This is a genomic window from Ruegeria sp. YKSE079, from assembly GCF_059612845.1.
Genome location: NZ_JBXWRJ010000001.1, coordinates 18,618 through 37,334, shown reverse-complemented (window position 1 = coordinate 37,334; position 18,717 = coordinate 18,618). Strand labels below are relative to the sequence as shown.

The window sequence follows — 18,717 nt, the reverse complement described above, 5'->3', positions numbered from 1 at the left end:
GATGATGAGAGAGTTTCTGACAGCTGAACTGGGCTACCATTCTACGGCGCGTAGACAGGGTGATGCCGGATTGCGTGTCATTTCCAAGCAGGATTTTGCGCGCGCGGTCGACGAAATCACGCAGTGGGATGGGTATCGGGCAACACCATTGATTTCGCTCAAGGGGCTGGCGGCAAAGATTGGTGTTGGTTCCATTCACTATAAAGACGAAGGACCGAGGTTTGGATTGGGCAGTTTCAAGGCTCTCGGCGGGTCTTATGCCGCGATGCGTGTCCTTCAGCGGGAACTGGCCCGGCTGAAAGGAACCAACGTTACTCTGGGTGACATAAGAAATGGGCAGTTCAAAGATGACTGCGCCGCTATCACTTTGGTTTCGGCTACCGACGGCAATCATGGCCGCTCTCTTGCCTGGGGCTGCCAGCGGTTCGGCGCACCTTGTCGTATCTATATCCACGCCGAGGTAAGCGAGGGCAGAGCGCAGGCGATGCGCGATTTCGGTGCTCAGGTGATCCGGATCGACGGTGACTATGACGCGTCGGTCGATCTGGCCCGAAAAGAAGCAGAGGAAAACGGCTGGTTCGTGGTCTCGGACACGTCCTGGCCTGGATATTCCGAACCTCCACGTGATGTCATGGCTGGGTACGGCGTCATGATGCGCGAGCTTTGCGAAGCTCTGGAGGCACCGCCAACACATGTATTTCTGCAAGGTGGGGTTGGTGGCCTGGCGGCCTCGGTCGCCGCCAGCCTGAGGCAGTACTGGGGCGAGCATTCGCCTCGCGTCGTCATTGTCGAACCAGAACTGGCCGCTTGCCTTTTCGAAAGTGCACGCGCGGGGGTGCCGAAAGCAGTGCAAATCGCGGAAGAAACCATTATGGCTGGTTTGTCTTGCGGTGAGCCTTCTGAAATGGCATGGGAAATCCTTGCCGAAGAAGCGTCGGATTTCATTACGATCCCGGACAGCATTGTGGCGCCGACAGTTCGTCTTTTGGCGCGCCCGCCTTGTGAAGACCCGGCAATCGAAGCGGGGGAAAGCGCCGTGGCGGGGCTGGCCGCGTTGATCGCCGCGCGCCAAAGTTCTGCACTGTCGAGTGAACTTGGTCTGGATGCCAGCTCGACTGTCCTTTTGATCGGGTCCGAAGGAGTAACGGACCCAGCGATCTTCCAAGCCATCATGGCGGAAACCGAAGATGCGTGACCAACCCAAGCGTGGATTTGATTCCGACGAGTTTGCCATCCGGACAAACAAGGCGCAGGCCTTGATGGGGCGGCAAGGCCTAGAGGGTCTTTTGCTCACGACCGAGCCTGAGGTCCGGTATTTCAGTGGTTTTCATACCCTGTTCTGGCAAAGCCCAACCCGCCCGTGGTTCCTTTTCGTTCCTGCCACTGGCAAGCCAATCGCTGTCATCCCCGAGATTGGGGCGGCCCTTATGCGAACGACGTGGATCGACGACATCCGTACATGGAGCGCCCCTGCACCGGGGGACGACGGTATAAGTTTGTTGACCGACCTTTTGACCCCGTTGGCCAAGTCAGAAGCGGCCATTGGCATCATGAAAGGTCACGAAACACATCTTCGTATGCCTCTCGGTGATTTTGAACGGTTGATGGGTGGCCTGCCAGGCCTGAAAATCGGCGATGCAACAAGCCTCATACGCAAGCTGAGAATAGTCAAAAGCGAGGCCGAGATTGAAAAGCTCAGCTATATTTGTGAACTAGCCTCGGCTACATTCGCTCGGGTGCCCGAGATCGTACAGGAAAATATGCCGCTGGACGACGTCTTTCGCGCCTTCCGGCGCGAGGCGCTGTTGCAGGGTGTCGATGATGTTCCCTATCTTGTCGGGGGCGCCGATCAGGACGGGTACGCTGACGTTATTTCGCCGCCTTCAACACGGCCTTTGCAGACAGGCGATATCCTGATGCTGGATACCGGCTCAACCTGGGATGGATACTTCTGCGATTTCGACAGGAATTTTGCCATTGGACGGGCAGACGAACTCTCGCGCCAGGCCTATGATGTCTTGTGGCGCGCAACCGAGGCCGGCATGGATGCTGCGCGTCCCGGGGCGACCTGCCGGGATTTGTTCAATGCAATGCAGTCGGTCATTCGCGAGATGGACGATCAGGGCGGGGACGTCGGGCGCTTGGGACACGGTCTGGGGATGCAACTGACCGAGTGGCCATCGCACGCGGCCTTTGACGAAACCGTTTTGGAAGAGAACATGGTGCTGACGCTGGAACCTTCGCTTGGTTATGGCAATGGGCAAATCATGGTGCACGAAGAAAACATCGTAATCCGTGCATCAGGGGCAGAATTGCTGACAACCCGCGCACCATCGAAACTGCCGATCATCTGAGCGAGACAACAAGCCATGTACACTCCCGGCACGTTTTTCCAATCTGCGGCCCGTACGCCGGAAATGGATTTGGGCAGGCATCATCGCGCCAGTCTGGGTTTCATCCTCATGTCCACAGATCTGGCCTGCGAAGCCGATCTGTTCGCGATGGCCCCGGCAGGTGTCGGCGTTCATATCACGCGCCTGAAGACAGAGGATCATACGACCAACGAAACACTTGCACGTCACATTGACCACATGGCCGAAGCGGCGGCGCGGCTACAACCCGATGTCCGGCCAAGCGTTGTTAGCTATTGTTGCACCAGTGGTTCTATCGTGAATGGCGAGGAACGGGTGTTTGCAGAAATCCGCAAAGGCGCGCCATGGGCGCAACCCATGTGTTTGGTAACCGGTGTGGTTGATGCCCTCAGAGCATTGGGGGCAAAACGGATCGTAGTCGGCACCCCCTATCTTGACGAGATCAACACAGTTGAGGCCGACTTTCTTGTCCGAAAAGGGTTTGATCTGTTGGACATTCAGGGGTTGAACTTGGCGAAAGGACTGGATTTCGGCAGGGTGACACCGGCCTATTGGAAAAAGTTCGCTTGTGAGATTGACCAACCCGACGCCGACGTAATTTTTCTGTCATGCAGCGGTATTCGCTCTCTGGAGGTCATCGAAGAGATTGAACAAGCAACCGGAAAACCTGTATTGACAAGCAATCAGGCTCATTTCTGGAGTTGCCTGCGCCGCGTGGGAATCGAGGACAGAATCGAAGGATTTGGGCAGATCTTTTCCTACGGGGCAGATGCATTGATGCCTTGGTCGTACAAGCAAGGCATGTGAAGCGATGCCGTATGCGCGCATAGTAAGACTGCTTTGCTTGCTCACCATGGGCGTAACCTTGGCGGACCCTGCATGGGCTGACAGTGCAGGTCAGCGAGAAACGCAAGCGCTAAGCGCTTGTTTGTTTGATTATCAACATGCGGAGCACCAGTGTTTTGATGTGCCTTACTACACCTGCATGGGCGAACAACTTGGCATTGCTGCAAACCCAAACCTCGCCCGGGAGCGCTGCTTGTTCCAAGAGCTAGCCGTATGGAGCAATCTGATTGAACAGGCTTGCGACGATCTTGGCGAAATCATAGAACCGGGCTCCGCAACATGGGATGCTTTGTGTTTTGATAACATCGCGCCCAACTGGAGCTACATTACTCGTAGCCTCGACGGCTCAGTCGATGTGCCAAGCTCCCGACAATCGTCGCTAAGACTGAGCGCTGAAAATGCCCGCTCGTTCGCCATTCAACTCAGAAGGCTGCTTAGAGAACATCAAGACCGCGCGCCAAATTGATACGCGACTTTATCGGACGGATACGACCAGTCAGATGAGGCTGCTCAAATACACTGAACTGATCGACGTGTGCCGCTCTAGAACAGCCATGCATTCCTATGGGACTATTTGGTCGATGTGACCTGCCCCAATTTTCAGGGCCACTCGTAGATCGAGTTTGCTCTCCCTTTGTGTGCCATCATTCAACGCCACGTTCGGCCATGATTTCTTCCAGATCCCGATATGACACACCGTATCGGAGATCGAATAAAACAGCGTACACGATCACTTCTTTCCGAAAGTGTGCACCCTTGAATGAGATTGTCTCGGTCTGCTCCTGTTATGTGGAGCATGCGTACCAAAATGACACTCGGTCTGACAGGTGGAACCAAAGATTGCGACAGAACCCAAACCTCGGTGGTGGAAGTCATTTGCCGTAAGTGTTTTCGTTGGAAAACAAATCGTAATAAGTAATATTGGGGAGAGAAATGGTGCCCAGGAGAGGACTCGAACCTCCACGTCCATACGGACACTAGCACCTGAAGCTAGCGCGTCTACCAATTCCGCCACCTGGGCAGGTGTCGTGAGGGGGCGTTTAAGCCGACTGACGAACAGCGTCAATGGGATTCGAAACGAATTTTGAAAGTTTTTTCGACACCATCGGTCGAAGCAGTTCCGAGACACTGGAAACCACCCTGGTCATGGTGGCCGCGCGGCGTTTTTGCGCCTTGTTTGATGTGGGAAGGAAAGGTAGATCGGATCAAGATCCAGACAACAGGAGCCCTTCTATGTCAAAACTGGTCACGATTTACGGCGGATCGGGATTTGTTGGCCGCTACATCACGCGGCGCATGGCAATCGAAGGGTGGCGCGTGCGTGTCGCGGTCCGCCGCCCGAATGAGGCGATGTTTGTGAAACCCTATGGCGCCGTCGGTCAGGTCGAGCCGGTTTTGTGCAATATCCGGGACGATGCGTCGGTTGCCTTGGCGATGAGCGGAGCGGATGCCGTGGTCAATTGCGTTGGTGTTCTGAACGAGATGGGAAAGAACGGCTTCGAGGCGGTTCAAATCGATGGCGCAGAACGAGTAGCCCGTATCGCTGCCGAACAGGGTGTGGCCCGAATGGTTCATATTTCGGCCATCGGAGCGGACGCGGACTCGGACAGTGAATACGCCAGAACTAAGGCCAGAGGCGAAGAGGCCGTTCTGCGCCACATGCCAAATGCCGTTGTTTTGCGTCCTTCGGTTGTTTTCGGAACCGAAGACCAGTTCTTCAATCGGTTTGCTGCTATGACCAGGATGGGACCGTTCTTGCCATTGGTCGGCGCGGATACGCGGTTTCAGCCGGTCTATGTCGACGATGTCGCGCATGCTGCGGTTAAAGGCGTGCTGGGTCAGGCTGGAGCGGGTGTTTATGAGTTGGGTGGTCCAGAAGCCGCAAGTTTCCGCGAATTAATGGTGCAAATGCTTGAGATAATTCATCGCCGTCGTATTGTTATCGGACTGCCTTTCTGGGCAGCACGGATCATGGCCGGATTGCTGGATGTCGTCAAGTTCGTGAGTTTTCAGCTGTTTCCGAACAACATTCTGACGCGCGAGCAGCTCAAGAACCTGGGGCGCGACAATGTGGTTTCCGAGGGCGCGCGCGGGTTTGCGGAATTGGACATAAAGCCGACTCCGATGGAATCCGTGTTGCCGGAGTACCTGTGGAAGTTCCGCCCATCTGGGCAATACGACGACATTCAGAACTCGGCCAAGAACCTGGAAGTCTGATCAGACATAGGCAATCGCCAACAGCACCGTGCCCAAAAGGACCCGATAAATCACATATGGGGTAAATGTAGTGCTGCGCAAAAACCGCATCATCAGGGACAACGCCAACAGCGCCGAAAGGAAGGCAAACGCAGCAGCAATTGCGCCGTCTCTGGCCAATTGAGTATTGGCGTCGGCTGCGACCTCTGCCCCCAGCAAAACCCCCGAAGCAATGATTGTTGGAATGGACATGAGCATTGCAATGCGGGCACCTTCCGCGCGTACATAGCCCAATTGCCGGGCACCGGTGATGGTGATGCCGGATCGGGACGTGCCTGGGACCAAAGCCAGCGTTTGCCACAGGCCCATGATCAAAGCGTCGCGCAGCCCCCAATCAGCGGCATTCTTTTCCTGCGGGCCTTTCTGGTCAACAAAGTAAAGCAACAGACCAAAAAGCAACATTGTCCAGCCGATAACCGCCGTCGACCGGAGCGCACCGCTGAGACCCGTGAAATGCAGGACCGCGCCGGCAACAACGGTCGGAATAGTCGCTACGATTAATCCCATTGCAAGCCTTGAGCCTGCCGTGTCCGTGTTGCCAGTAAGCGCGCGCGGCAGACCAGCCAGGCCGACCTTAACGTCAGACCAAAAATAAAGGACCACTGCGCCCAACGTTCCGACATGCACGGCGACATCTATGGTCTGCCCCTGATCCTGAAGCCCGGTCAGATTCGGTAGCAAAATCAGGTGCCCTGACGAAGAAACCGGCAGAAACTCGGTGATCCCCTGAATGACCGCCACCAGAACCAAGTGAAATAGACTCATTTGTGCTGCTCAGCTGTTGTTTCGTCTGCATTGACCCAACTGGTATAAGTGTCTTGTATCAAAAGGAAAGAACTCAATTATATCCGAAACGGACCTAATAATGGGGTACGCTATTGTGAAAAGCTGACTGGCATAAAAATAAATTCTATATTAGGTCAGCACAATTGACTTTTAATTTCAATTGGGGTTTCGTATGCAGGCGCGACCAAGCCAAATCATGGAGTCTACCCGTGGCCACGCAACCGATGCTGAAATTTGTGCAGATTGAACGCGACATGCCTCAAAAGCGTGCTGCAGATCTTCGCAAGGAAGACTTCAACGAGATTTATGCGGAATATGCCGCCGAGAAAGCAGCGGAGCAGGCCAGTCGCTGCAGTCAGTGCGGCGTACCGTATTGCCAAAGCCACTGCCCGCTTCACAACAACATCCCCGATTGGTTGCGTTTGACCGCAATGGGGAGACTGGAAGAGGCTTATCAAACCAGTCAGGCCACCAATACGTTCCCAGAAATCTGCGGCCGGATCTGCCCGCAAGATCGGCTGTGCGAGGGCAACTGCGTGATCGAACAATCCGGGCACGGCACGGTTACAATCGGTTCGGTCGAGAAATACATCACGGACACAGCCTGGGAAAAAGGTTGGGTCAAGCCGGTAAAACCGGGCGTCGAGCGCACTGAGAGCGTCGGTATCATCGGCGCGGGTCCCGGCGGAATGGCCGCCGCTGACATGCTGCGCAAGGCAGGTATTCAGGTGACTGTTTATGACCGATATGACCGCGCGGGCGGATTGCTGACTTATGGCATTCCGGGCTTCAAGCTGGAAAAAAACGTGGTGATGCGCCGCAACAAACTACTTGAGGATAGTGGGGTACAGTTCGTGCTGAACTGTGATGTTGATGCAGCCAAGTTCGCCGAAATCCAAGAAACGCATGACGCGATCATCATTGCGACCGGCGTCTATAAATCACGCGATCTGTCCATGCCGGGCAGCGGATTGCAGGGCATTGAAAAGGCGATTGATTTCCTGATGGCGTCGAACCGGAAAAGCTTTGGCGATTCGGTCGAAGATTTCGACAGCGGCCGCCTGAATGCCGATGGCAAGCGGGTGGTTGTCATCGGGGGTGGTGATACCGCAATGGATTGCGTGCGCACGTCGATCCGTCAGGGTGCGACCTCTGTCAAATGCCTGTATCGCCGCGACCGCGCCAACATGCCCGGGTCGCAACGCGAAGTTCAAAACGCTGAAGAAGAAGGCGTGGTGTTTGAGTGGCTGAGCGCGCCCAAGGGATTCACCGGCGACGATGTGGTTTCAGGCGTAATGGTTCAGAAGATGCGGTTGGGTCAACCGGACGCTTCGGGCCGGCAAGCACCCGAAGTGATCGAAGGCGCCGATTATGTTGAAGATGCCGATCTGGTGATCAAGGCATTGGGGTTTGAGCCCGAAGACCTGCCCACGCTGTTTGGCCAGCCCGAATTGCCCGTGACCCGTTGGGGCACGATCAAGGCTGCGTTCCAGACCGGCGCAACCGAGATGGACGGCGTCTACGCCGTCGGTGACATCGTTCGCGGCGCTTCGCTTGTAGTCTGGGCCATTCGAGATGGTCGCGACTGTGCCAACGCGATTATCGAGGGTTTTAACATTAAGGCCGCGGTTGCTGCGGAATAGAGCTGAACTACGGCCAGCTAGAACGGGATCAACCGAATGAGCGAGTTACAAGGCCAATGCATGTGTGGCGCGGTGACGGTTACAGCGACCCCCGCGCGAGAGACACTGGGCGCTTGCCACTGCGATATGTGCCGCCGGTGGAGCAGCGGCGCCTACATGAGCTTTCCAGCCGAGCCAGGGTATGCCGCCCTGGGACCGGTAAAGACCTACAAGTCGTCAGACTGGGCGGAACGCGCTTTTTGCGACGAGTGCGGCTCTTCCCTGTGGTATCGCCTAACAGCACCCGGAGAAATGCACGGACAAACACAGATGGCTGCCGGGCTTTTCGATAACGCTGGCGGCAATACACTGAAACTCGAACTTTTCATCGACAAAAAGCCCGAGGGTTATGCGTTCGAAGGCGAACGCCGGCAAATGACAGAAGCAGAGGTCATGGCCATGTACGCCCCGTCGGAACAAGGAGACAGCCAATGACCAAATACGATGCCGATTGGGTGCGGGCCGAAGAAGCAAAGCGCAAGTGGATGGCCGATAACGGTCTCTATTCCGAGGAAGAAGAGCATTCTTCCTGCGGTGTGGGCCTTGTGGTTTCCATCGACGGCAAGAAAAGCAGGAAAGTTGTAGAGGCCGGGATCAAAGCGCTCAAGGCCGTGTGGCACCGAGGTGCGGTTGACGCAGATGGCAAGACTGGCGATGGCGCAGGTATCCATGTGCAAATCCCTGTTCCGTTCTTTTATGATCAGATCGAACGCACCGGCCACAAGCCGCGCATGGATGAGTTGGTCGCTGTAGGTCAGGTGTTTCTGCCGCGCACCGACTTTGGTGCCCAGGAACGCTGCCGGACCATCGTGGAAACCGAAGTATTGCGGATGGGTTACTCGATCTATGGCTGGCGGCATGTGCCCGTCGATGTGTCGTGTCTTGGGGAAAAAGCCAACGCGACCCGACCCGAGATCGAGCAGATTTTGCTGTCGAACTCAAAAGGGGTGGACGAAGAGACCTTTGAGCGCGAGCTCTATGTGATCCGTCGCCGGATCGAGAAGGCTGCAAATGCCGCCGGAATATCGGGTCTGTACATCGCATCGTTGAGCTGTCGCTCGATCATCTACAAGGGCATGATGCTGGCCGAACAAGTGGCCGTGTTCTATCCCGATCTGTTGGATGAACGGTTCGAATCCGCTTTTGCGATTTATCACCAGCGCTATTCCACCAACACTTTTCCCCAATGGTGGCTGGCACAGCCGTTCCGCATGTTGGCCCATAATGGTGAGATCAACACACTCAAGGGCAACCTGAACTGGATGAAGAGCCATGAGATCCGCATGGCGAGTACTTTCTTTGGTGATCTGGCCGAGGATATCAAACCGATCGTCCCGGGTGGGGCATCCGATTCGGCGGCGCTGGATTGCGTGTTCGAGGTGATGGTGCGGGCGGGCCGCAATGCGCCGATGGCCAAAACCATGCTGGTTCCGGAAAGCTGGTCAAAGCAGGCGGTTGAACTGCCACAGGCCTGGGTCGACATGTATTCATATTGCAACTCGGTCATGGAGCCGTGGGATGGCCCCGCCGCGCTGGCAATGACCGATGGCCGCTGGGTTTGCGGTGGGCTGGACCGAAACGGCCTGCGCCCGATGCGCTATGTGGTCACCGGCGATGGCTTGCTGATCGCAGGTTCCGAAGCGGGGATGGTGCCGATTGACGAAGCTTCGGTGGTGCAGAAAGGCGCGTTGGGTCCAGGCCAGATGATCGCAGTCGATATGGCCGAGGGTCGGCTGTATCACGACAAGGCGTTGAAAGATCTGCTGGCGGCGTCACGGCCATTTGGTGATTGGGTCGGAAAGATCAACAACCTCGAAGACGAACTGAAGGGCGTCGTGGAACAAGCGCTGTTCAAAGGCCAGGAGTTGCGCCAGCGCCAGATCGCGGCTGGCTACACCGTCGAGGAGCTGGAACAGATCCTTGCGCCGATGGCCGAAGACGGCAAGGAGGCGTTGGCCTCGATGGGTGACGACACCCCGTCGGCGGTTCTGTCCAAATTGTACCGCCCGCTTAGTCACTTCTTCCGTCAGAACTTCAGCCAGGTCACCAACCCGCCGATTGACTCGCTGCGCGAATACCGCGTGATGAGTCTTAAGACCCGGTTCGGCAACCTGAAGAACGTTTTGGACGAAGACAGCAGCCAGACCGAGATCATCGTTCTGGAAAGCCCCTTTGTCGGGAACGCTCAATGGGACAAGTTGGCGGACCATTTCAATGCCCCGCTAGTCGAAATCGACTGCACCTTCGAACCCGGAGCGGGTGCATTAAGTTCAGCGCTGACCCGCATCAGGGCCGAGGCCGAAGAAGCGGTGCGATCTGGCGCCGGACATTTGGCGTTGACCGACCAACACTCGGGCACTGACAAGGTGGCGATGCCGATGATCCTGGCGACCAGTGCCGTGCATTCGCATTTGACTCGCAAGGGCTTGCGTACATTTTGCTCGCTGAACGTACGTTCGGCGGAATGCATCGATCCTCACTATTTTGCGGTGCTCATCGGTTGCGGCGCGACCGTTGTTAACGCTTATCTGGCGGAGGATTCGATTTCCGATCGCATCGAGCGTGGCCTGCTTGAAGGCAGCCTGACCGAGAACATTGCGCGCTATCGCGAGGCTATTGATCAGGGGCTGCTCAAGATCATGGCCAAGATGGGGATTTCGGTTGTGTCTTCCTATCGTGGCGGATTGAATTTTGAGGCAGTGGGACTGAGCCGTGCAATGTGCGCCGAGTACTTCCCAGGCATGACCAGCCGTATCTCGGGTATCGGCATCAAGGGGATTCAGGCCAAGGCCGAAGAAATCAACGCCAAGGGTTGGGACAGCGGTCTGGACGTGTTGCCCATCGGTGGATTCTACAAGGCGCGGAAATCGGGTGAGACCCACGCGTGGGAAGCGACCTCGATGCATATGATGCAGATGGCCTGCAACAAGGCTTCGTATGAGCTTTGGAAGCAGTATTCGGCCAAGATGCAGTCGAATCCGCCAATTCATCTGCGCGATCTGATGGATTTCAAACCGCTGGGCAAGCCGGTGCCAATCGAAGAGGTGGAATCGATCACTTCGATCCGCAAACGATTTGTTACGCCAGGTATGTCGCTGGGTGCATTGTCGCCAGAAGCGCATAAAACACTGAACGTGGCGATGAACCGTATCGGTGCGAAATCCGACAGTGGCGAAGGTGGCGAAGATCCGGCGCATTTCGTGCCTGAACCCAATGGCGACAACCCTTCGGCCAAGATCAAACAGGTGGCTTCGGGCCGGTTTGGCGTGACCGCGGAATACCTCAACCAGTGTGAAGAGCTTGAGATCAAGGTCGCTCAGGGTGCAAAACCCGGCGAAGGTGGTCAGTTGCCGGGTATGAAGGTCACCGACCTGATTGCGCGCCTGCGCCATTCGACCAAGGGCGTGACGCTGATCTCACCGCCGCCGCACCACGATATCTATTCGATCGAGGATCTGGCGCAGCTGATCTACGACCTGAAACAGATCAACCCGCGTTGCAAGGTGACGGTCAAGCTGGTGGCGTCCTCGGGCGTTGGTACGATTGCTGCTGGTGTGGCCAAGGCCAAAGCGGATATTATCCTTATTTCAGGTCACAATGGCGGTACGGGCGCATCGCCTGCGACCTCGATCAAATACGCTGGTCTGCCGTGGGAGATGGGCCTGACCGAGGCGCATCAGGTTCTGGCGATGAACAACCTGCGGGGCCGCGTGACCCTGCGGACCGACGGTGGCCTGCGCACTGGGCGTGACATCGTTATGGCGGCGATGATGGGGGCCGAGGAATACGGCATCGGTACCGCCGCGCTGATTGCGATGGGCTGTATCATGGTGCGACAGTGCCAGTCGAACACCTGCCCTGTTGGTGTGTGTACGCAAGACGAAAGCCTGCGGGCAAAGTTCAACGGAAGCGCGGAGAAGGTGGTAAACCTTATCACTTTCTATGCGCAGGAAGTGAGGGAGATTCTTGCCTCAATTGGTGCGCGCTCGGTAGACGAAATCATCGGGCGAGCCGACCTGTTGGCGCAGGTCAGCCGGGGTTCCGCGCACCTCGACGATCTGGATCTCAATCCACTGTTGATCACAGTCGATGGCGCTCATGACATTGTCTATAACCGCGACAAGGAGCGCAATTCGGTTCCCGATACGCTGGACGCCGAAATTGTGCGCGATGCGGCGCGATTCCTGAAGGACGGTGAAAAGATGCAACTGTCCTACGCCGTGCAAAACACGCATCGAACTGTAGGCACACGTGTATCCAGCCATATCGTGCAGAATTTTGGCATGAGGAACACCTTCCAACCGGACCACCTGCACGTCAAGTTGCAAGGGTCGGCTGGGCAGTCGCTCGGCGCGTTTGCGGCCCCGGGTCTCAAGCTGGAAGTCTCTGGTGACGCCAATGATTATGTTGGAAAGGGTCTGTCGGGTGGGATAATTGTTGTACGCCCGCCACAAATCAGCTCCCTGCACGCCGATGAAAACACCATTATCGGAAACACTGTTTTGTATGGCGCAACCGATGGTTTCCTTTTCGCCGCCGGGCGCGCTGGTGAGCGATTTGCAGTTCGCAACTCGGGCGCAACCGTTGTTGTTGAGGGTTGCGGTTCCAACGGATGTGAGTACATGACGGGCGGTGTCGCAGTCATTCTGGGTGATATCGGGGCCAATTTCGGAGCCGGGATGACCGGAGGTATGGCGTATCTCTACGACCCTGAGGGTAAGTCCAAAGTATTGATGAACAAAGAAACTTTGGTGACATGTCCGGTGGAAGCAGAGCATTGGGAAAATCAACTGAAGGGCCTAGTCGAACGGCATGCACAGGAGACCGGCAGCCGGAAGGCCTTGGACATCCTGCAGCATTGGGAAGTTGAAAAATCGAACTTCCTACAGGTTTGTCCAAAAGAGATGCTCGACAAACTGGCCTATCCGTTGAGTGTCGAACGGACTGCCGTTCCAGCCGAGTAGCCGCCGACTAAAATGATGTTCCCTTACGCGTTGGAAAAGCGCGTAAGGGTATTTTATTGATGCCGGTTGCAGAGCGGCCAAAATCTTGCGAAATTCCCAAAAAACGACCAGTTGTTACCCCAATTTGGGCTGCTTGACGTGTATTCAGGTAGCATTGTTAGAATTACGAGTTAGGAACGGCGGATGGCCACAACATATTCAGACCAGTTTTTTATCCTGGACCCGGCAAATCCTGTGAACGTCGGATCGACTTTGCAGGTTCAATTTTACGATCTTGTCGACCAAAACGATGATGGTGATGTGGATCGCTTTAACGAAGATTCCGTCAATGGCTTTGACGTCATCCAATCCTGGCCGGGTGATACAGTTACAATCGATGTCCCTGGTGTGGGCGAAGTGACCTATACTGGCACAACCTTTTATCTTGCAGGTGGTCTTAGGGTTTTCACACCCACCGATGGGCAGCTTTTGCAAGAAGGGACATTCGTAAGTTCGACATTCGTAACAACGCAAGGTCCTCTCATTGTCCCGGATGACCTCGGGCCTGCGTGCTTTACGCCAGGGACGATGATCATGACACCGACCGGCGAACAGGCCATCGAAGCCCTTCAGCCCGGCGATTTGGTTGTCACGGCGGACAACGGCCATCAGCCAATACTGTGGATAGGACGCACGCAAGTCATGGCCGAGGGAACCCTTGCACCGATCCGGTTCGAAGCGGGTATTCTTGGTCTGACTCGTCCTCTGATGGTTTCGCCCCAACATCGTATGGTGATCAAAGATTGGCGTAGCGCATATTTTTTTGGTCACAAGGAAGTGCTTGTACCAGCGCATACAATGGTTAACGGAACAACCGTTACTCGGGTCGAAGGCGGGAATGTGGACTATATCCATCTGCTTTTCGCCCAACACGAAGTGATCTTCGCCAATGGCGCGGCCAGTGAGAGCTATTTCCCGGGAAATGCCCTGGCGGCCTCGGACCGAAAAACGCAGGCAGAGATTCTGGCTCTGTTCCCCAAGCTAGATCACGTCAGTTCCCAGGCGTTTCTGGCCACCCGCCCTGTTCTGAAGGCGTATGAGGCTGCATTGGTCGCAATTTAGGGCTTTCTTCTGACGGCCAAGCCCTTTTATAGCTGGGGCATGGCAAAGAAAGCAGCGCGCAAAACAGGCGGCAAAAAGAAAGTTGGTTCACGACAGGGAGGGCGCACGGGGCTGTTGCGTCGGGTCACGCGTATTGCAGCCCTGGTCGCTGCTGGTGTGGCTGGTTTGATTGTGGCGCTTGTCGCACTTTACTCCATTGTCAATCCACCGGTCACCCACACGATCTGGGCAGAATGGCGGCGCTTAGGGAGAATCGAACGCGATTGGGTGGCGATGGATGAAATAGCGCCGGTCATGGCCCGCTCGGCAGTCGCGGCAGAGGATGCGAATTTCTGCCTGCATTGGGGGTTCGACGTAACCGCGATCAGGGCTGCGATCGAACAAGGCAGCGAGCGCGGCGCGTCAACCATCTCACAACAGGTGGTCAAGAACGTGTTTCTTTGGCAGGGGCGCAGTTGGGTTCGAAAGGCGATGGAAACCTCGATCACGCCTGTCGTCGAATTGTTATGGAGCAAGCGCCGTATATTAGAGGTTTATTTGAACGTCGCAGAGATGGGAGAGGGCGTTTTTGGTGTAGAGGCCGCCTCGCGGAAGTACTTTGGTATTCCGGCAGCCGAGTTGTCAGAAACGCAGGCAGCGCGGATTGCTGCAATCCTGCCGTCCCCGCGGCGCAGGTCGGTGACTGATCCATCTGTGCGCGTCCGACGGCGGGCCGCAGCCATCCGTGACGGTGCGGCCACCATCCGCGCAGATGGTCGCTCGGATTGCTTCGAGGATTGAAACCAGAAGGCCAGCAAGGCTATTGCTGGGACACCGTCACTCGTTCGATTGGATTTACATGGCGCGCCTGTTTCACGTTCCCCTGTCTCCGTATTGCCGCAAGGTTCGATTGTCACTTGCGGAAAAGAAAATCGAAGTCGAACTTGTCGAGGAGCGCTATTGGGAAGGAGATCCCGATTTTCTTCGCCGAAACCCTGCGGGCAAGGTTCCGGTTCTTCGGTTGGATGGTCATGTCATGGCTGAAAGCGCTGCGATTTGCGAGTATATCGAGGAAACCCGGCCTGAACCGTCATTGATGCCCAAGCCGCCCGAGGCCCGGTTCGAGGTGCGACGACTGGTGGGCTGGTTTGATGACAAGTTTCACCACGAAGTAACCTCGAAGCTGCTTTACGAGCGGGTCAACAAGAAAGTGACGGGGCAAGGGTATCCGGACAGCAAGAACGTCAAGGATGGTGCCCGCGCCATCAAATACCACCTCGACTATATGGCCTGGCTTCTGGATCACCGACGCTGGCTGGCGGGGGATCAGATGACGCTGGCGGATTTTGCCGCGGCTGCCCATCTGTCGTCTTTGGACTATATATCCGACGTAGACTGGAATCGCAGCCAGGTGGTCAAAGACTGGTATGCCAAGATCAAGTCGCGCCCGGCCTTTCGGTCGATACTGGCGGATCAGGTGCCCGGATTCAGGCCACCTTCGCATTACGCCGATCTTGATTTCTGAGCAGTTTCGGGGGCGCTGCCCCGCCGCCCTGCGGGCGTCTCCCCCGGGGTATTTGGGACCAGAAAGAAGCATGAGCCAGGAGTTGAAGGAAAAGCTGATCGCGATGGCGCTGCAGGAAGGGTTTGTGTCCTGTCGCGTCTGCCGGCCTTGGGATGTGCCGAAGGCACCTGAGCGACTGGCCGCATTTGTTGCATCTGGTTTTCACGGTCAAATGGGTTGGATGGCGGAGCGGATGGCGTGGCGCGGCAATCCAGCGGCGTTGTGGCCGGAAGCTCGGTCAGTGATCATGTTGGCGGAAAGCTACACACCCGAACATGATCCTACAGCCATACTTGCGGAGCGGGAATCCGGAGCAATTTCGGTCTATGCTCAGAACAAGGACTACCACGATCTGGTCAAGAAGCGCTTGAAACGGCTGGCGCGCTGGTTGATTGCCGAAGCGGGCGGCGAGGTGAAAGTTTTTGTGGATACCGCACCGGTTCCTGAAAAGGCGCTGGGGCAGGCGGCTGGCCTTGGTTGGCAGGGAAAGCACACGAATCTGGTAAGCCGGGATTGGGGAAATTGGGCCTTTTTAGGGTCGATTTTCACAACCCTCGATCTGCCTGCAGATGGTGCAGAAAAGGATCGCTGCGGGTCGTGCCGAGCTTGTCTGGACAGTTGCCCCACGAACGCTTTTCCAAGCCCTTATCAGTTGGATGCTCGCCGCTGCATTTCCTATCTCACGATCGAGCACAAGGGCCCGGTGGATGAAGAATTGCGCGGAAAGCTGGGGAATCGCATCTATGGTTGTGACGACTGCCTTGCCGCCTGCCCTTGGAACAAGTTCGCCGTAGCTGCCAGCGACATACGCTATTCTGCGCGCGATGAACTAAAGGCACCAAGGCTGAAAGCACTTGCGGTTCTGGACGACGCGGCCTTTCGACAGATGTTCTCTGGTTCTCCAATCAAACGAATTGGCCGGGACCGGTTTGTGCGAAATGTGCTTTACGCCATCGGAAACTCCGGTTCAGCGGTACTGTTGCCAACCGCGCGTGCGCTGACGGCCGATCCCGACCATGCAGTCGCGGACGCGGCGCGCTGGGCGGTGAAACAGTTGTCATAAATGACGCAAACAGGCTGGACGCATCACGCCAAGTCGCTAAACCCCGCAACAGCGAATAGAAGGAGAGACCCGATGGCGTTAGCTTTGGGTGTGGATACCGGCGGAACATATACTGATGCCGTGTTGGTCAAGGACGAGAAAGAGGTCGTCGCCTCGGCCAAGTCGTTGACTACGCGGGTCGACCTGGCGATTGGTGTGGGCAAGGCGATTTCGGCGGTCCTGGGACAGGCTGGCATATCCGCAAGCGAGGTATCGTTAGCGTCTCTTTCTACGACTCTCGCCACAAATGCGCTTGTCGAAGGCCAAGGCGGGCGGGTGGCGTTGATCTATGTTGGGTTCCGCGACGGTGATCTTGAAAAGCACGGCTTGCGCGATGCGCTGAAAGGCGATCCCGCACTGGAGATTTCCGGCGGGCACAGTCACGCGGGCAATCAGATTCAGCCACTTGATGTCGCGGCCTTGCGGGACTTTCTCGAGACCAACACGGGGATTTCTGGATTCGCGGTTGCGGCACAATTTGCGACACGCAATCCGGCCCATGAGCTGGAAGCGGCGCGGATCATTGCCGAGATGACCGGCGCGCCTGTCACCTGTTCTCATCAGCTTTCGGCCAAGTTGAACGGGCCGAAACGCGCAATAACGGCCGTTTTGAATGCTCGCCTGATCGGTATGATTGATCGACTGATCGGGCGGGCGCAGGATACGCTGCGCGAAATGGGGGTAACCGCGCCGATGATGGTCGTTAGGGGGGACGGTGCTTTGATGAGTGCCGAACAAGCCCGTGAGCGACCAATCGAAACGATTCTGAGCGGCCCCGCAGCCTCGATCGTGGGCGCGCGTTGGCTGACCGGAGTAGAAAACGCGATTGTCTCGGATATCGGAGGAACGACGACGGACGTGGCCTTGATCCGTGACGGAAAACCAGCCATCGATCCGGCAGGTGCGCGGGTTGGCGGATTTCGGACAATGGTCGAGGCCGTCGCTATGCGCACGCACGGTCTGGGCGGAGACAGTCAGGTTCACGTTGTTACCGACGGGTTGGCAGGGGGCGTTTTCCTTGGCCCTCGACGCGTTTTGCCTGTGTCCCTGATTGCTGCAGAAGAAGGCGACGCCATACACGACATCCTTGACGAACAGCTGCGTTCAACATCGGTCAGCGAACACGATGCCCGTTTCGCCCGTATTGTTCCCGGCGTTCCGACCGAAGGAGTTGGCCCGCGAGAAGGGATATTGTTGGAAAGGCTGGGTGATCAGGTTCTGCCGCTGGGAAAGTTGCTGCACACGCGCATGGAAAACAGCGCTCTGGCGCGGTTGGTGGACCGAGGCATTGTTCAGATCTCGGGCGTGACGCCTTCGGACGCTAGTCACGTTCTCGGACGGCTGGATGCCTGGGACACAGACGCAGCCCAAAAAGCGCTGGAACTCTATTCCAGAAAGCGAGTCGGATCCGGTGAAAGGCTGGCAAAGAACGCCGAGGAACTTGCACAGGCAATCATCGATCAACTGACCGAGCAGACAAGTTTAACCCTGTTAGAGACTGCATTCTCCGAAGAAGCAGAGGATTTCGGCCTTCCGCCAGAGCAACTGGCCAGGCATATTCTGACGCATCGAGGGCTTTCCGCGCATCGCGGTTTGCTGGCTTTGGATGCTGCGCTCAACGTGGATGTGGTGGGGCTGGGTGCATCGGCGCCAAGCTATTATCCTGCGGTCGGGAAAAGACTGCGGTCGAATATGATTCTACCGGAACATGCGGGCGTGGCAAACGCGATCGGTGCTGTGGTTGGGCGCGTAACGATCCGGCGAGCCGGTACCGTGACCAGCCCGTCCGAAGGTCGGTTCCGGGTGCATTTGGAGGAGGGGCCTGAAGATTACGGAAACTCGGACGAAGCTCTGGCGTTGCTCGAAGCAGTTTTGCGCGCTGAGACGGAAAGTGCGGCCAAGGCTGCCGGTGCCGAGGATATCCGTGTCATTGTCGAACGCGATATCAAATCTGTGCAGGTCGAAGGGCGACAGGTTTTTGTCGAAGGCATGCTGACGGTCGAAGCCAGCGGCCGCCCGCGCGTCGCAACAAGCTGAAAAAGGCACGGCAAAAAACCGCGCCTTT

14 protein-coding genes and 1 tRNA gene are annotated in these 18,717 nt (G+C 56.6%); 13 read left to right on the top strand and 2 right to left on the bottom strand.

The features are described 5' to 3' along the window. Window positions 1-4 precede the first annotated feature (4 nt). The 4 genes from AC2FMY_RS00175 to AC2FMY_RS00160 are packed head-to-tail and all read left to right on the top strand — an operon-like array spanning window position 5 to window position 3,684. The gene (locus AC2FMY_RS00175; RefSeq protein ID WP_496806837.1) at window positions 5-1,195 is read left to right on the top strand and encodes a diaminopropionate ammonia-lyase; all 1,191 of its coding nucleotides are present in this window, start codon (window positions 5-7) and stop codon (window positions 1,193-1,195) included. Next, on the top strand, window positions 1,188-2,354 hold the full coding sequence (locus AC2FMY_RS00170) for a M24 family metallopeptidase (protein ID WP_496745748.1): 1,167 nt from the start codon (window positions 1,188-1,190) through the stop codon (window positions 2,352-2,354). Before AC2FMY_RS00175 ends, AC2FMY_RS00170 begins: the two co-directional genes overlap by 8 nt. 15 nt (window positions 2,355-2,369) lie before the next feature. After that, window positions 2,370-3,179, top strand: coding sequence for a maleate cis-trans isomerase family protein (locus tag AC2FMY_RS00165; protein WP_496745746.1), 810 nt, complete (start codon window positions 2,370-2,372; stop codon window positions 3,177-3,179). 46 nt (window positions 3,180-3,225) lie between these two features. After that, window positions 3,226-3,684 (top strand): hypothetical protein, encoded by a 459-nt coding sequence (locus AC2FMY_RS00160; protein ID WP_496806836.1) that lies wholly within the window; start codon window positions 3,226-3,228, stop codon window positions 3,682-3,684. Between the two features lie 468 nt (window positions 3,685-4,152). On the opposite strand, the gene AC2FMY_RS00155 is transcribed toward AC2FMY_RS00160, so the two are convergent. After that, window positions 4,153-4,239: transfer RNA gene (locus tag AC2FMY_RS00155), tRNA-Leu, on the bottom strand. A gap of 212 nt (window positions 4,240-4,451) precedes the next feature. On the opposite strand from AC2FMY_RS00155, the gene AC2FMY_RS00150 reads away from it, so the two are divergent. Next, window positions 4,452-5,435, top strand: coding sequence for a complex I NDUFA9 subunit family protein (locus AC2FMY_RS00150; protein ID WP_496745742.1), 984 nt, complete (start codon window positions 4,452-4,454; stop codon window positions 5,433-5,435). Here AC2FMY_RS00150 and AC2FMY_RS00145 read toward each other — a convergent pair whose 3' ends face one another. Further along, entirely contained in the window at window positions 5,436-6,239 is an 804-nt protein-coding gene (locus tag AC2FMY_RS00145) for an undecaprenyl-diphosphate phosphatase (protein WP_480749065.1), read from the bottom strand. It abuts the gene before it with no gap. 230 nt (window positions 6,240-6,469) lie between these two features. Between AC2FMY_RS00145 and AC2FMY_RS00140 the strand changes: the two genes are divergently transcribed. From AC2FMY_RS00140 to AC2FMY_RS00105, 8 genes are all read left to right on the top strand, one after another. Beyond that, window positions 6,470-7,903 (top strand): NAD(P)-dependent oxidoreductase, encoded by a 1,434-nt coding sequence (locus AC2FMY_RS00140; protein ID WP_496745740.1) that lies wholly within the window; start codon window positions 6,470-6,472, stop codon window positions 7,901-7,903. A gap of 36 nt (window positions 7,904-7,939) precedes the next feature. Then, window positions 7,940-8,377 (top strand): GFA family protein, encoded by a 438-nt coding sequence (locus AC2FMY_RS00135; protein ID WP_496745738.1) that lies wholly within the window; start codon window positions 7,940-7,942, stop codon window positions 8,375-8,377. Beyond that, window positions 8,374-12,906, top strand: coding sequence for a glutamate synthase large subunit (gene gltB / locus AC2FMY_RS00130; RefSeq protein ID WP_496745736.1), 4,533 nt, complete (start codon window positions 8,374-8,376; stop codon window positions 12,904-12,906). Before AC2FMY_RS00135 ends, gltB begins: the two co-directional genes overlap by 4 nt. Before the next feature lie 183 nt (window positions 12,907-13,089). Beyond that, entirely contained in the window at window positions 13,090-14,007 is a 918-nt protein-coding gene (locus tag AC2FMY_RS00125; protein WP_496745734.1) for a Hint domain-containing protein, read from the top strand. A 39-nt stretch (window positions 14,008-14,046) separates the two neighbouring features. Continuing rightward, a complete protein-coding gene (gene mtgA, locus AC2FMY_RS00120; protein WP_480749060.1) occupies window positions 14,047-14,787 on the top strand; it encodes a monofunctional biosynthetic peptidoglycan transglycosylase in 741 nt (246 codons plus the stop codon). Between the two features lie 58 nt (window positions 14,788-14,845). Then, window positions 14,846-15,511: an FtsZ-binding protein FzlA gene (gene fzlA, locus AC2FMY_RS00115; RefSeq protein WP_480749058.1), complete on the top strand. Its 666-nt coding sequence runs from the start codon at window positions 14,846-14,848 to the stop codon at window positions 15,509-15,511. 70 nt (window positions 15,512-15,581) lie between these two features. Continuing rightward, the gene (gene queG / locus AC2FMY_RS00110) at window positions 15,582-16,613 is read left to right on the top strand and encodes a tRNA epoxyqueuosine(34) reductase QueG (RefSeq protein ID WP_480749057.1); all 1,032 of its coding nucleotides are present in this window, start codon (window positions 15,582-15,584) and stop codon (window positions 16,611-16,613) included. A gap of 72 nt (window positions 16,614-16,685) precedes the next feature. Then, window positions 16,686-18,689 (top strand): hydantoinase/oxoprolinase N-terminal domain-containing protein, encoded by a 2,004-nt coding sequence (locus tag AC2FMY_RS00105; RefSeq protein WP_496745731.1) that lies wholly within the window; start codon window positions 16,686-16,688, stop codon window positions 18,687-18,689. Window positions 18,690-18,717: the final 28 nt, after the last annotated feature.